The 13499-nt window shown below is 37.6% G+C and carries 13 protein-coding genes; 7 read left to right on the top strand and 6 right to left on the bottom strand.

Translation table 11 applies throughout. The features are described from left to right. Position 1: 1 nt before the first annotated feature. Entirely contained in the window at positions 2-208 is a 207-nt protein-coding gene (locus U0R11_RS07875) for a helix-turn-helix domain-containing protein (RefSeq protein WP_166229175.1), read from the top strand. A gap of 44 nt (positions 209-252) precedes the next feature. On the opposite strand, the gene U0R11_RS07870 is transcribed toward U0R11_RS07875, so the two are convergent. Genes U0R11_RS07870 through U0R11_RS07860 form a run of 3 tightly spaced genes read right to left on the bottom strand, consistent with a single transcriptional unit; the run spans position 253 to position 4571 of the window. Then, entirely contained in the window at positions 253-1638 is a 1386-nt protein-coding gene (locus U0R11_RS07870; RefSeq protein ID WP_406751146.1) for a TolC family protein, read from the bottom strand. Next, the gene (locus tag U0R11_RS07865) at positions 1628-2941 is read right to left on the bottom strand and encodes an HlyD family secretion protein (protein ID WP_406751144.1); all 1314 of its coding nucleotides are present in this window, start codon (positions 2939-2941) and stop codon (positions 1628-1630) included. Before U0R11_RS07865 ends, U0R11_RS07870 begins: the two co-directional genes overlap by 11 nt. Position 2942: 1 nt before the next feature. Then, positions 2943-4571: a peptidase domain-containing ABC transporter gene (locus U0R11_RS07860; protein ID WP_406751142.1), complete on the bottom strand. Its 1629-nt coding sequence runs from the start codon at positions 4569-4571 to the stop codon at positions 2943-2945. Between the two features lie 128 nt (positions 4572-4699). Here U0R11_RS07860 and U0R11_RS07855 point away from each other — a divergent pair, with 128 nt between their 5' ends. Then, positions 4700-5380, top strand: a complete 681-nt coding sequence (locus tag U0R11_RS07855; RefSeq protein ID WP_406751140.1) for a TetR/AcrR family transcriptional regulator — start codon at positions 4700-4702, stop codon at positions 5378-5380. Positions 5381-5405: 25 nt separating this feature from the next. On the opposite strand, the gene U0R11_RS07850 is transcribed toward U0R11_RS07855, so the two are convergent. Beyond that, positions 5406-6608, bottom strand: coding sequence for a multidrug effflux MFS transporter (locus tag U0R11_RS07850; protein WP_406751138.1), 1203 nt, complete (start codon positions 6606-6608; stop codon positions 5406-5408). A 188-nt stretch (positions 6609-6796) separates the two neighbouring features. Here U0R11_RS07850 and U0R11_RS07845 point away from each other — a divergent pair, with 188 nt between their 5' ends. The 5 genes from U0R11_RS07845 to U0R11_RS07825 all read left to right on the top strand — a co-directional run bounded on the left by U0R11_RS07845 (position 6797) and on the right by U0R11_RS07825 (position 10855). Then, entirely contained in the window at positions 6797-7672 is an 876-nt protein-coding gene (locus U0R11_RS07845; protein ID WP_406751136.1) for a DMT family transporter, read from the top strand. A 38-nt stretch (positions 7673-7710) separates the two neighbouring features. Beyond that, positions 7711-8295, top strand: a complete 585-nt coding sequence (locus U0R11_RS07840; protein ID WP_406751134.1) for a TMEM175 family protein — start codon at positions 7711-7713, stop codon at positions 8293-8295. A gap of 112 nt (positions 8296-8407) precedes the next feature. After that, the gene (locus U0R11_RS07835; RefSeq protein WP_406751132.1) at positions 8408-9334 is read left to right on the top strand and encodes an MBL fold metallo-hydrolase; all 927 of its coding nucleotides are present in this window, start codon (positions 8408-8410) and stop codon (positions 9332-9334) included. Positions 9335-9341: 7 nt separating this feature from the next. Next, positions 9342-9878: a DUF2911 domain-containing protein gene (locus U0R11_RS07830; RefSeq protein WP_406751130.1), complete on the top strand. Its 537-nt coding sequence runs from the start codon at positions 9342-9344 to the stop codon at positions 9876-9878. A gap of 116 nt (positions 9879-9994) precedes the next feature. Beyond that, positions 9995-10855, top strand: coding sequence for a ChaN family lipoprotein (locus U0R11_RS07825; protein ID WP_406751128.1), 861 nt, complete (start codon positions 9995-9997; stop codon positions 10853-10855). A 10-nt stretch (positions 10856-10865) separates the two neighbouring features. Here the strand turns inward: U0R11_RS07825 and U0R11_RS07820 are convergent, their stop codons facing one another. Together U0R11_RS07820 and U0R11_RS07815 are read right to left on the bottom strand one after the other, a co-directional pair. Next, positions 10866-11651, bottom strand: a complete 786-nt coding sequence (locus U0R11_RS07820) for a PhzF family phenazine biosynthesis protein (protein WP_406751126.1) — start codon at positions 11649-11651, stop codon at positions 10866-10868. 123 nt (positions 11652-11774) lie between these two features. After that, on the bottom strand, positions 11775-13385 hold the full coding sequence (locus U0R11_RS07815) for a carboxylesterase/lipase family protein (RefSeq protein WP_406751124.1): 1611 nt from the start codon (positions 13383-13385) through the stop codon (positions 11775-11777). Between the last annotated feature and the right edge of the window lie 114 nt (positions 13386-13499).

Here is a 13499-nt window from a genome sequence, read left to right as displayed (position 1 = left end):
TATGCCTATTGTCGTAAACCTAGATGTCATGATGGCAAAAAGAAAAATGTCTCTCAACGAATTGTCGGAGAAAGTAGATTTGACCTTATCCAATTTATCTATTTTAAAGACCGGAAAGGCAAAAGCCATTCGCTTTAGTACCTTGGAAGCGATATGTGAAGCTTTGGAATGTCAGCCTGCGGATATTTTAGAATACCAAGCTTCGTAGACGTATTTGATTATGGTAAAGGCAAGGAATTTCCTTGCCTTTTTTTATATCAGTAAACCTGCACTGGCTTGTAAAGCATAGACTGTTTTGAATAAATATGCTTTTAAGTCCAGCAATTTTTCGGCAGCTTCTAAGGCTTTTATTTCCCGACTATTAATTAAAAACAAAGATGATTCACCTTGAGAAAACTTAGATTCTTCAGCTTTGGTTAAGGAAACATACAAGATCACAGCCTTTTCCTGTGTTTGAATCTGTTTTTTGAGGTTCTGAAATTGATTGAAATAGCTATTGATTTTTATTTGAATCTGTTGTTTTTTCTGAGAAAGAAGGATTGTTTCCTCTTCAATTTTAAGTTTAGCGTTTTGGTATTCTCCTCTTCCAGAAGAAAGACGTAAAGGCAACTCAAACTTAATTCCAAAGCGATAATTATTGGCCAATAATGCACCAGAATAGCCACTAGATTTCTCTTTCATTAAGTGATTGTATTCAAGATCAATTTTGGGCAGTAAGCTTTGAAATTTTAACTTTTTTTCCACTGTTAGTCCAGCAATTTTAAATTGATAAGCTTGTAGTTCGGGATGGAATGCATCGACTTTCTCCAGGATTGAATTCAGGCTTAAATCAAAGTTGGAAAATAGGCTATAGTCGGCCCATACTTCGGCTGGAATAACTTCTTTGGGCAGGTTGGAAGGCACATTGTTTTCTTGCCACAAAAATGCGGATAATAGTAATGTCGCATTTTCATAATCCAATGTTTTTGCTAAGTTTTGGTTTTCCATGTACATGAGTTGCGTACTAGCTTCCAAGGTATCTACAGCGGGCCGATCACCTAACTCGACACTTCTTTTTACAAGATCCACGCGCCGCTTAGCAGCCTCTAGATTTTGGCCTGTAATTTTCACGACTTGAAAGCATTTTAACCAATGCCAATAGGCTTCCATGGCATCTAAAAACAATTGATTTAACAATACTCTCTGTTCTGCAAAAGCCATTTGATTCATCAATTTGGCTTGTTGCAATGCCGCTCTTCGTTTATCCATCAATAAGTTTTTCGCCAAAGGAATTTGGATACCTATATAGCTGGTTTGTCCTGTCGTTTGACTAGGGTCTAGTCGGTTTCCCTGCAAGTTTTCAATCCCGGAATTGACTTCTATTCCATACCAAGTAGGAATGCTTAATTCGGGAGCGTTGTATTGGTAATAGTTGGTGCCATCTAAGGTTTTACTAGCGATATAATGACGCAAAATAGGATCAAACGCTCCTCTCGCTTGCAGGATTTGTGCATCGGACTTTTTGATCCCAATCTGAGCTTGACGAGCCACAGGATGGAATGTTTCCACAATTTTCAGATATGCCTCGGGATGCAAGGTTTTATTTTGCGCCCAAGTCACATGTGATAGTAATAAAAGCCAGAGGATTTTATTTTTCATATGCCTTATTTTTTTCATTTTTAGCTTGGTAAAAATCTGGCGGAAATCCATTGATATTTCTCCATAATTCATACCAAAGTGGGACGTCTTTAAGTAAAATAATTCCTTTCACACCCGCACCAATTTTGATTTGTTTAGGCCATTTTTTAAATCGAGCATCTTCTTGAACAATAACCCGAAATAGGCCATTGGCATTGATGGCATTTTCCACAAACAAGACTTTTCCAGCAAACGTACCGAAACTTTGTTCTGGCCATCCACCTGAGAAAATGATTGCCGGAAAACCATCAAATATGAATCGAATGGATTGACCAGGCGAGATAAGGGGCAAATCCATGGGTCTAACAAATACCTCCACGGCATAATTTTCATTTTGAGGGACGATGCTCAAAAGCTCTTCTCCGTCTTTGATGATTTCACCAATACCCGTTTTTTTCGATTGCACCACTTGTCCACCTTGTGGAGCCAAAATATAATACATGCCATTTCGAATGGAATAATTCGTAACCTGATTCGCTAATTTGGCTACTTCTCCTTTATTAACTTCTATTTGTCCTAAACTTTGCAAACGCTCACTGTCTGCTTTATTGATTTTTTCGTCATATTCTTGATCCACACTTTTGAATTCTATTTGAGTGTTATTTAGGTCTTGAATCGTCTGATTCACTTTGTTTTCCGACATGATTTTCTTGGCTACTGCATTCTGAGCAACCTGATTTCTTTGTTGAAATTGGGTTTGTGAAATCAAACCCTCTTTATACATCTGCTGGTATCTTTCTAACTGATCTTTTGCCAAGTTTTGTTCATTGGTACTAGCGGCTAGTTCTGCTTTCTCCGCGGTGATTTTTTGCTGGAGTTGAATCAACTTGTTGGTTAATTGGCTTTTCTTGAGGCTTTTAGACTGTTTTAAATTAGCAATTTGAGCCTCCGTAGCTTGAACCTTTTGGATGTAATAATCCAGTGAATTTTTTTTGGCGTTTAATTGATCTTGTGTACGGCCAATTAGATTCGGGTCTAAGTAATCTTCTTTAATCTCACTTATTTTTACCAAGGTATCTCCTTGCTGAACCAAGTCTCCTTCTTTCACCCACCAATTGGTTATTTTCCCTGCAATTGGGCTATAAATTTTTTGAGGTTTCTGCTCTTGATACAAACTAGTAATGTTTCCTTTGGTTTGAATATTCTGAGTCCAAGGAAGAAAGATAATACCCACGGTAAGGAGCAAAAGTCCCATCATCCAGAATCGGATTTCTGAACTTTTCCCTTGCTGGTAAATTAAATTAAATGACTTGAAATTTTCCATGTTACAGATTGATTTGTTGATTGGAAGCATTTACATATTCCGGGTCATTTGAAACAATGATCGTGGTTGCTTGATTATCAGAATGTAGTAAATAGGATTTCAATTGCTGGGCACTAGGGAGGTCTAAACCATTCCAAGGCTCTTCCAAAAGCAATAATTTTTTGTCACCGCTGATAGCACGTAGTAAGAGTATTTTTTTGATAATAGTCTGGGGTGTTTTTTTACCAATGGGTTCTATGATATGATCAAATCCCCTAGGAAAATGAGATATGAAATTCTCAAAACCTAATTTCTTGGCAGTCTCCATGATCATATCTGGACTTATATTTTCTTGGCCCAAACTGATATTTTCCCATACGGTTCCACCAAAAATTTCTTGTCCATGCAAGAGTATTCCAGTATGTTTTCTTAGGCTAGATAAACTGTAATTTTGAACCGGAATGTGGTTAATCAATATCGATCCTTGGAAGCGTTGATAATTACCTGTTAGTAATCTTAAGAGCATGGATTTACCCGCACCTTCCGAGCCTTGAATGGCAACTTTTTCTCCTGGTGTAATATGTAAAGAGAGATTTTCTAAAATATTTTTTCCTGGTTCAAATTGGAAAGTCAGTTGTTTTAGTTCTATTTCTAAACCTTGTTTAGAAACAAGTTCTAGTTGGCCTGAGGTCTCCATCGGACTTTCTGTGACACTCGCTATTTTCTCTAATCCTGTGATGACGTCATATGCGCTATCTAAACTTGTAATGAGCTTTTCCACAGCGCCAATGACCATCAAAATCACAATTTCCGCGGCAATGAATTCTCCTAAGTTTAACTGTTGGTTGATTAGCAAATAGGAACCCAAGGAAAGTGTAATGAGGGTCAAGACCACTTTAAAGGTGACCAATGTTCTATATTGAAATAGTAAAACATGGAAGTGTTTTGTTCTGGCTAATAAATATTGGCTCACGTTCGCATCTGTTTTTTTGAAGTTTAACGAGAATCCTTGACTGAATTTAAACGATTTTAATGTTCTTCCAATCTCACTAAAGAAGCTAGCTACGTCATACTTGTGATTGGACTCCTCAATACTTGTTTGAATCCCCACTTGACTTGTGACATACAGAATGAATACCAGCATGATTAATAGCACAAGGCTAAATACGATGAAAAATGGATGGTATAAAGACAATAAAATAGTACCAAATAGAATCTGTACACTGGCCATGGGAATATCTAACAACAACTTGGCAAAACCCTTTTGAATATTGACGATATCAAAGAAGCGAGACACTTTTTCAGGAATGAAATATTGATCATTTTTCATCAAATCCATTTTGGGAATCTTGTCGGCAAAGTCAAAGGAATATTGTGCAAAAATTCGCTGCTGAATGGCTTCAATGATTTTCATTTGATTGATTTGAAGTAAGCCAACCAAAAAGACACCCAATACAATAAAAAATATCAAGACATAAATGGATGTAACCATGGTGGCACCCATGACTAATCCAATGATGGATTGGACGCCCAGGGGTAGACTTAAGTTGACCAAACCACTTACAATAGAAAATAAATAAATGGAAGTGACCTCTTTTTTGTGGTCCATTACCAGTTTGCTTATTCGATCAATCGGGTTCTTTTTTGTCATAGTTGTTTATTTCTTCTACAAAACTAAAAATACTTTTTAAAATAATAGTAATACTATTACAAATAAAATCAAAAATTGTTTTGAGATAGTTTTTCTATCATATATGTTTGTGCAATATTTTAAGGAACATGGACTATTCATTAAGTTTCAAGGTAAATGATAAAATCTATTTACGCGACCCAGAAGGCACTGAACTAGGGAAGCAAATAGTGAAACATTCCATTGATTTAATTTTTCAATTGGGCTTTGAACATTTTACCTTCAAAAAGTTGGCCATGGAAATGAATACGACAGAAGCCACGGTATATCGATATTTTGAAAATAAACATCGCCTCCTGTTATATATCCTAAATTGGTATTGGTCTTACATGGAATACTTAGTCGTATTTCAATTGGAACCGGTCATTAGCCCTAAATCAAAATTAGAAAAATTGGTTGAACTCTTAACCAGAGAATTGCCAGAAAGCGCTGGGCAGTCGGATTACAATAAGAATTATTTACATCAAATTGTCATCGCTGAGAGTAGTAAAGTGTATTTAGTTAAAGAGGTCAAAGAAATCAATCAGCACGAAGTTTTTAAACCTTACAAGGATTTGTGTGAGCGTATTTCCCGATTAATTCAAGCCTATGATGCTCAGTATTTATATCCACATTCCTTGAGTAGTACTCTGATAGAGACATCTCATTCCCAATTATTTTTTAGTATGTATTTACCAAAATTGACAGATTGTAGCCATGAAAACAAACAAGTTTTTGTGGAAAAATACTTGAAGGATTTGTTATTTACTATTTTAAAAGATCAAAAATAAATACAGGCATTAAACCATGGCGTTCTTATTCAACCACCGGTTTAAAGTAATTCTTCCCAATCACAAATAGGATGAAATTGGCGGTTAGGGCACAGAAGACCATGATAATAGCCATGGTAAAAGGTGTTCCATCAAAAAGTAATCCCAGAATGGTAGCGCAGATAGATCCCCAGGCCATTTGCATGGCACCCATCATGGCCGAAGCCGCACCTGCACCTTCATGAAATGGTTGTAAAGCTAAACTTATGATGTTAGGAAAAACTAATCCCTGACAAGCCAAAATCAAGAATAGCAACAGGATATTGATTTGAATATTGATCAATCCAAATTTAGAAAGCAGCGCTAAAACAATTCCTATTACTAACTGCAAGGGTAAAACGAAGGACAAAACTTGTTGACTACTGTAGCGTTTTAATACCCAATGATTAAACTGGCTAGCCCCAATAATTCCTGAGGCAACCATGGCAAATATCCATCCAAATTGCTTTTCATCGGCATGGTAAAAATTCAAAAAAGTAAGTGGTGCTCCGGATACAAAGGTGAAGATACATCCCGATCCAATAGCCCCAGAAATAGCAAAAGTTAAAAATTGTTTTTCTGGTATTAAGGCCAAATAGGAAGTAAGAATGCTACCCATTTTAAACTTTCCCTTCGGGTGTTTGTTGATTTTTTCTGGTAACCAACTTCTGATTAAAAACAAGATCAAAAGTGTGATAATCCCCAATAAAACGAAGATGATATTCCAATTGGTGATCGTTAAAAGTAAACTCCCTAAAGATGGAGCTAATATGGGGGATACCCCTAAAATAAGCATCATCAAAGAAAGTATTTTAGGTCTTTCGGCTTCTTTAAATGTTTCACGAATAATGGCATTAGGTGCCACCATCCCAATGCTTCCTCCGATAGCCTGAAAGAAACGCCAAACAACCAACTGCTCTACCGTAGTAGAAAAAGCGGATCCAAAGGAGCTAATCACATAAGCACTTAGGCCAATGTATAAGACATTTTTTCGACCAAAATGATCTAATAGTGGGCCATTGACTAATTGTCCTAAGCAAATACCAAAGAAGAAACTTGACAACGTATACCCCATTTGCTCTTGCGAACAATGCAAAGCCTCAGCCATGTTTTTGAAGGCAGGCAAATACATGTCAATCGACAAGGGACCTATCGCTGATAATATTCCGAGAATTAAAATGATTTTTGTTCGATTGTATTGTTTGGACATGTGGAATAGGTATTTTCAATTTTAGGAACGGGTTGCAAAATTAATCCCAAAATATGGTTTTCAATAGTTTATTTTAAAAGAAGATTCATTTCCTTTGTTTATGTGCTGTAGTATGGAATTCTTTCAATTCAACACAGTACAGATTTTGAAAGGGGGTTCTTTCTCATCATTGAATAGAAATAGATTTCATGAAAAACATTGCTTTCGGACTATTATTTGCCATGCTATGGTCGTCTGCAGCTGTTGCCACCAAATTGGGAATTCTGTCAGTACATCCATTGATTCTAGCCAATGTCCGCTTAATTCTAGCAGGAATTTTCATGTTAAGCATTTCATTTTTATTTCAATCCAATCGCAGAATTCAACCCAGTAGAAAAGAGTTGGGGCAATTAGCCTTTTTTGGGCTTTTAAATTCAACCATCTATTTAGGGGCATTTGTTTTAGCTCTTAAATTTCTAAGTCCAGGTATTGGGAGTTTAGCAACCGCTACCAATCCCTTATTCATTACTTTATTGTCGGCCCTTTTGTTACAAAGAAAACCCCAGGGAAAAGAAATGGGTAGTTTAATGCTGGGCTTAAGTGGGATACTACTTGCATCCTATCCACAGCTTAAGTTAGATCCCAGCGTGTGGAAGGGCTTATTGATTTTAATAGGAGGGATAATCACGGTTTCTGCAGCCACGGTATATTATGTCCGAACAGAATGGCAATTACATTCTTTTGTGATTAATGGCTGGCAAGTTCTGATAGGAGGGCTTTTCTTATTACCATTTACCACCTATTATTCCGATGTTTCTATCGCCAACTTTGATCTTCGCTTCTTATTTTCAGTAGCTTGGTTAATTTTTCCCGTTTCTATGGGAGCATTGTGGTTATGGTTTTATTTAATAGATCAAGATCCTATATCTGCCTCTTTATGGATGTTTCTTTGTCCTGTTTTTGGGTACATTTATGCCTATTTATTTAGTGGGGAATCCATTACTATCTTTACGCTTATCGGAACCCTCATTGTTATCGTCGGATTGTATGTAGGCAAAAAACAGCCACGTGTTTCATCAAACTAGTTCGATTTTTTTATACCTTATCAAAAAATAGCATTCCTGTGACTACCAATCGATTAGAAGCATTTAGTGATGGCGTGTTGGCTATCATCATTACCATCATGGTCTTGGAGTTAAAAGTGCCGCATGGATCTGATTTTGAGACCCTAACATCACTATTACCCAAATTTCTATCTTACCTATTTAGCTTTATTTATGTAGGCATTTACTGGAATAACCACCATCACTTGTTTCAGGCCATTGAGAAAGTAAACGGCAAAGTTTTATTAGCCAATTTAGGTTTACTTTTTTGGCTATCACTATTACCTTTTGTTACGGGTTGGATGGGAGAAAATCAATTTGCCGCAAATACAGTAGCCTTATATGGCTTTGTCCTTTTGATGTGCGCATTATCCTTTTTGTTTTTAGAAAAGTCGGCCATTAAACATGAAGGTGAGGAGTCTAATATTGGACAGGCTTTAGCCAATCGGTGGAAAGAACGAATCTCTACAACGGGCTATTTTTCAGGAATCATTCTTGCCTTTTTTTATCCCATTATTAGTCTCTTAATCTTTTATTCCATTGCCTTATTATGGATTTTGCCTGACCAGAGAATTGAAAACAGATTGAATCAAAAACGGCCCTAATACTAAAGGAAAATATGAAATTCATGTTTTCGTAAGAGGACTTCACGTGTTGGTCTCAATTTAGATAAGCTTTTGATTTCCTATTTTACATTTGAAATTAAACTTCTTAAAAATGATAAATCGTCGACAGTTTGTACAAGGCTCTGCTAGCACCTTGTTGTTTTCTATGTTATTGGGTTCAAAACAATCGTTATTAGCCCAAGGGTCTTTTTATCAAGGACCAGCCTTTACTTGGAAAGAATTACGTGGGGGCATTTCACTGTTTAGTGAAAGAGGAGGCACCATAGCTGTGTTGAAGACCAAAGATGGTTATGTGGTGGTGGATACACAGTTTCCAGACCAATCTCAGCATATGATCGATGAATTGAAAAAACAGTCTGATCAGAAAATCCAACTCTTAATGAATACGCATCACCATGGGGATCATACGAGTGGCAATATAGCATTTAAAGGATTAGTCAATCGCGTGGTGGCCCACGAGAACTCATTGAAAAACCAGATAGCTGCTGCTACCAAAGCAAAAACAGAGGGAAAGCAATATTATCCAACAGAAACGTTTAAAGATACTTGGACGGCAAAAATTGGAAAAGAAAGAATCAAAGCACATTATTTTGGTCCTGCCCATACCGATGGAGATGTTGCCATCCATTTTGAAAATGCCAATGTGGTTCATTTGGGGGATTTATTTGGGAATAAGCGTTATCCTATCATTGATCGAAGTGCGGGAGCTAGTGTAGCAAATTGGATTCATGTGAATGATAAGATTCAAAAGCAGTTCGACAAGGACACGATTTTCACCTATGGACATGCATTTAATCCGACAGAGATTACCTGTAAAAAAGAAGATTTATTAGTCTTGACGGACTATTTGGAGAAATTAGTTATACATGTTTCGGCTGAAATAAAAAGCGGTAAAAGCAAAGAGGAAGTAATGAAGCTAACCGCTGTGAATGGAGTTCAAGGAATGAATGGGGATTTCCTTAAGAATAATTTTCAAATGACTTACGAAGAATTAACAGAAAAGAATACTAAACAATAAACATTTTATGAAAATCAACACATTTTTTAAGCCTTTATTGGCAGCATTAGTGCTTTTATTGGTTTCAATCAGCTCATTTGGGCAAGATGCTCCCCGTCCTCCACAAAGCCCTAAAGTTACGGTTACTGGTATATTTGGTAAGGCCAATGTATCAGTTGTTTATAGTAGTCCATCTGTAAAAGGGAGAAAAATTTGGGGAGAATTAGTGCCTTATGGAAAAGTCTGGAGAGCAGGTGCAAACTCCGCAACCATCATTGAAACAGATGCGGATGTGAATATTGCTGGAAACACCTTGGCTAAAGGAAAATACAGTATCTATATGTTACCAGCAGAAGGTGACTGGCAAGTTATTTTCAATACCGAAGTAGGCCAATGGGGCATTAAACGTGGTGGAGAAACAACCCGTAACCCAGAAAAGGATGCTTTTACCATCACGGTGAAAACAGCTAAGTCCGATTTCAAGGAAGCCTTGGAATACAAAGTAGTACCTGCAGGAATTGCCTTTGGATGGGAAAATGTAAGCTTATTAATACCGATTAAATAAATGACTACTCTTGTTCTACGTAAAAGCGGTCAGCAATGACCGCTTTTTGTTTGTTGAATTTCTAGATTAGTTGAGATTTTATCCTAATTTGTGTTACATCAACAGCTCCAAACGTCATGAATCAGGTACTTCGCATTTGCTTATTATTTTTTCTATTGATTCCTGCCCAGCTATTGGCCATTGATAAACCCGCTTACCGATTATTCAACGCAAAAGGTAAGGAAGTTTCCTACGAAAAAATGATCAAGCAATTATGTCAACAAGATGTAGTTTTGATTGGAGAATTACACAATAATCCCATTAGTCATTGGCTAGAACTAGAGATTATTCAATCGTGTTTTTCGCAGCGGAAACTAGTTTTGGGCGCCGAGATGTTTGAACAGGATAATCAAGGCGCTTTGTCGGCATATATAAGTGGAAAAATCTCAGCAAAAGCGCTAGATTCTTCTGCGCGACTTTGGAAAAATTATAAAACGGATTATGCACCATTGGTGAATTTTGCCAAAAAAAATCAAGTGAATTTTATAGCTAGTAATGTTCCTAGGAAATATGCTAGCATGGTTTCTAAAGGAGGATTTGAGGCATTGAATCCATTATCAGCGGAAGAGAAATCTTGGATGGCTCCGCTGCCAATTGCTTACGATGCTAATCTCCCAGGCTATCAAAAAATGATCACGATGATGCCAGGACATGCTACACCTAATATGCCCAAAGCTCAAGCATTGAAGGATGCCACGATGGCCCATTTTATCTTGAAAAATTGGGTGGAAAATCAGCTATTTATTCATGTCAATGGATCCTATCATTCGGAAAACTATGAGGGGATTTCATGGTATTTAAAATTGGCTAAACCCACTATTAAAATTGCCACCATAGCCACAGTTAGCCAGAAAGAAATTAAGCTATTGACCCAAGAAAATAGGAAGATTGCAGATTACATCATTTGTGTGGAAGAAGATATGACTACGACCTATTAAAGAAGCTCTTTTACACGTAGATTTCACCCACCATATACAAGACACATTCCCCACTAATATTCACGCGATCACCCAATAATTCACAAGCTAAATTTCCTCCTCGAGCGGAAAGTTGTTTGGCTGTTAATTGGCTTTTATTCAATTTATTTGACCAATATGGAATCAATGTAGTATGGGCAGAACCTGTTACCGGATCTTCATCTATACCAGATTGAGGACCAAAAAATCGAGAAACAAAATCAACCTCATCGCCTGGAGCCGTGATGATGATTCCTCTGGCTTTTAGTTTGGCAATTTCAAAAAAATCAGGTTTCATGTCCGCTACTTGGCGCTCATTCTCATAGACAAAGAGATAATCAGTTTTACCTTTTAGCACTTCTTTAGCTGGGATAGCTAGGCCTTTGAACATTCCCCAATCAAAATCAATTTCATGAATTTGATCTACTGGAAAATTTAAAGTCAACATATCACCTTCTTTAGCCACCCGCAAATGACCACTACGGTGCGAATAAAATACAATTTCGGGGGCCACTTTTCCCAATTGATGATACAAAACAAATGCTGCAGCTAAGGTGGCATGCCCACATAAATCCACTTCTACCGTAGGGGTGAACCACCGAATATCATATTGTTCCCCATTTTTTACAAAAAAAGCAGTCTCGGCTAAATTATTTTCTGCCGCAATTTTTTGCATTTTATCATCCTCTAACCATTCTTTTAATGGACATATTGCCGCAGGGTTTCCTGAAAACAATTGATTGGTAAAAGCATCTATTTGGAATAAGGTCAATTTCATGGGCGTTTTATTTATTCCTCAAAATTATACATCTATGAGGGATTTAAATTCCCATTCATCCCAATTTGACAGAAACAAAAAAGCCCCGAATATTCGGGGCTCTCCTGTTGGATTTAAAATGAATTAATTCGCTTTGACAAGGTCAAATAATTCCTTATCCAATTGTGGTTTAACGACACAAGAATTATCGAAGTGCATGGTTGAGGTATTTGATGTATTATAGGTAGGCCACGTAGGTAGTCCTTTGTGATTTGGATTTCCTAAACGTGCAAAGTTGATCCAAGCCTGACTCATTTTGTCGGCCAAAGTATAAGCCTCTTTAGTACCCCCCGTCATTTCTTCACAGCGAGCAATGTTATTGAAACAGAAAGGAAGTTCAACGCAGTGAATGGCCTTGTATTTTCCGTCAAAGACAGGCGACTGCCAAGTGAATAAATACATATACACAGAAGCACCACCTGCAACCGAAGATTTAATATTCGCTTGATCAACGGCACCGGGTCTGAATCGTGTGTCTACATCCATTAAATCCGTTGGCTTAGTATCTGCAGGATATGCTTTTTTAACAGCAGCTTTATAAGCCTCCGCCTTAGCCCCAAAAGTCTTTTGTATATAGGCTTCCACATCAGCCATGGATGCATCGTGACTTATCCCAGAAAATAGCGTTGGCATGAATTCGTTTTTCACGGTTCCGATCATCAACGGCACATTTTTAGATAATTCCATAGCCTCCACCGACATCGGTTGGAATGGTAATATATTGGCATCAATGCTTGGTCCCCAACTTAAACCAAAACCACCTACTGGTTTTCCTGCGGCTCTTAATTTTGCCGCCACAACTTGTAATGCTTTTTGACCAGCAGCTGCTAGGCTAGGGAAAGGTACTTTTTGTAAACTATCGACCTTAGATTCATCTAAATGCAATGCATTTAATACTTCCTTGGTAATGGACTGAGTTACGGATTTATCCGGCATATTCGAGGCAAAGGCGCCACTTTGATTGATCGCCTTGTGGAATAATCCCTTGGCTGATGGCATAGCCATCATGGTATTCACTTTGGCTCCTCCGCCTGATTGTCCAAAAATGGTTACATTATTTGGATCTCCTCCGAATTGACTGATATTCGCTTTCACCCAGTCTAGGGCTACTTTCATGTCCAAAATGGAGTTATTAGCGGATGTTTTGTATTTATCTCCATAGGCCGATAAATCCAAATACCCCAATATGTTCAATCGGTGATTGATGGAGACAACTACGACATCTCCTTTTTTAGCTAAATTCTCGCCATCATATGAAGGTAATTCTTGAGAAGAACCGGAGGTAAAACCTCCACCGTGAATCCAAAATAAAACGGGTCTTTTCTTCCCATCATTGATTCCAGGCGTCCAAACATTCACGCGCATGCAGTCTTCATTTGGGTAACCCCATGAGTGATTGTACACAAATTCTGATTCGTCGGCCACTTGAGTGGTTGGAGTTAATAAATGTGCTACTGGACCATAGCTAGTAGAACTACGTACTCCGTTCCATGGCTTGGGCTTGTGGGCAGTCTCAAATCTACCTGCCTCCGCATAAGGAATACCTTTGTAGGCATAAATACCTCCATGTACATATCCGCGCACTTTACCGGCATCTGTTGATACCACGGCTACATTCTGCCCAGTGGTTACTTGAGCTTGTAGTGAAACTCCTCCCAGAAGGAATAGACCTAATACTAAACTAGTTTTTTTCATTTTTATAGATTTAAATGATAGAGAATTTCGGTTTTCTTTCCAATGCTACAAGGTTGACACCTTTGTATCATTTTGATAATTTAACCAAATGTAATAAAATAATTTGATTTTCTA

The sequence above is a fragment of the Aquirufa salirivi genome (assembly GCF_045310485.1).
Lineage (GTDB): Bacteria > Bacteroidota > Bacteroidia > Cytophagales > Spirosomataceae > Aquirufa > Aquirufa salirivi.
The sequence above is the reverse complement of the archived record's forward strand: the minus strand, read 5'-3'. Positions and strand labels throughout refer to the sequence as shown.

Excerpts from the sequence above, each read along its gene's own strand:
- U0R11_RS07875 (WP_166229175.1), top strand. The coding sequence starts at position 2 with ATGCCTATTGTCGTAAACCTAGATGTCATGATGGCAAAAAGAAAAATG.
- U0R11_RS07870 (WP_406751146.1), bottom strand. The coding sequence starts at position 1,638 with ATGAAAAATAAAATCCTCTGGCTTTTATTACTATCACATGTGACTTGG.
- U0R11_RS07865 (WP_406751144.1), bottom strand. The coding sequence starts at position 2,941 with ATGGAAAATTTCAAGTCATTTAATTTAATTTACCAGCAAGGGAAAAGT.
- U0R11_RS07860 (WP_406751142.1), bottom strand. The coding sequence starts at position 4,571 with ATGACAAAAAAGAACCCGATTGATCGAATAAGCAAACTGGTAATGGAC.
- U0R11_RS07855 (WP_406751140.1), top strand. The coding sequence starts at position 4,700 with ATGGACTATTCATTAAGTTTCAAGGTAAATGATAAAATCTATTTACGC.
- U0R11_RS07850 (WP_406751138.1), bottom strand. The coding sequence starts at position 6,608 with ATGTCCAAACAATACAATCGAACAAAAATCATTTTAATTCTCGGAATA.
- U0R11_RS07845 (WP_406751136.1), top strand. The coding sequence starts at position 6,797 with ATGAAAAACATTGCTTTCGGACTATTATTTGCCATGCTATGGTCGTCT.
- U0R11_RS07835 (WP_406751132.1), top strand. The coding sequence starts at position 8,408 with ATGATAAATCGTCGACAGTTTGTACAAGGCTCTGCTAGCACCTTGTTG.
- U0R11_RS07830 (WP_406751130.1), top strand. The coding sequence starts at position 9,342 with ATGAAAATCAACACATTTTTTAAGCCTTTATTGGCAGCATTAGTGCTT.
- U0R11_RS07825 (WP_406751128.1), top strand. The coding sequence starts at position 9,995 with ATGAATCAGGTACTTCGCATTTGCTTATTATTTTTTCTATTGATTCCT.
- U0R11_RS07820 (WP_406751126.1), bottom strand. The coding sequence starts at position 11,651 with ATGAAATTGACCTTATTCCAAATAGATGCTTTTACCAATCAATTGTTT.
- U0R11_RS07815 (WP_406751124.1), bottom strand. The coding sequence starts at position 13,385 with ATGAAAAAAACTAGTTTAGTATTAGGTCTATTCCTTCTGGGAGGAGTT.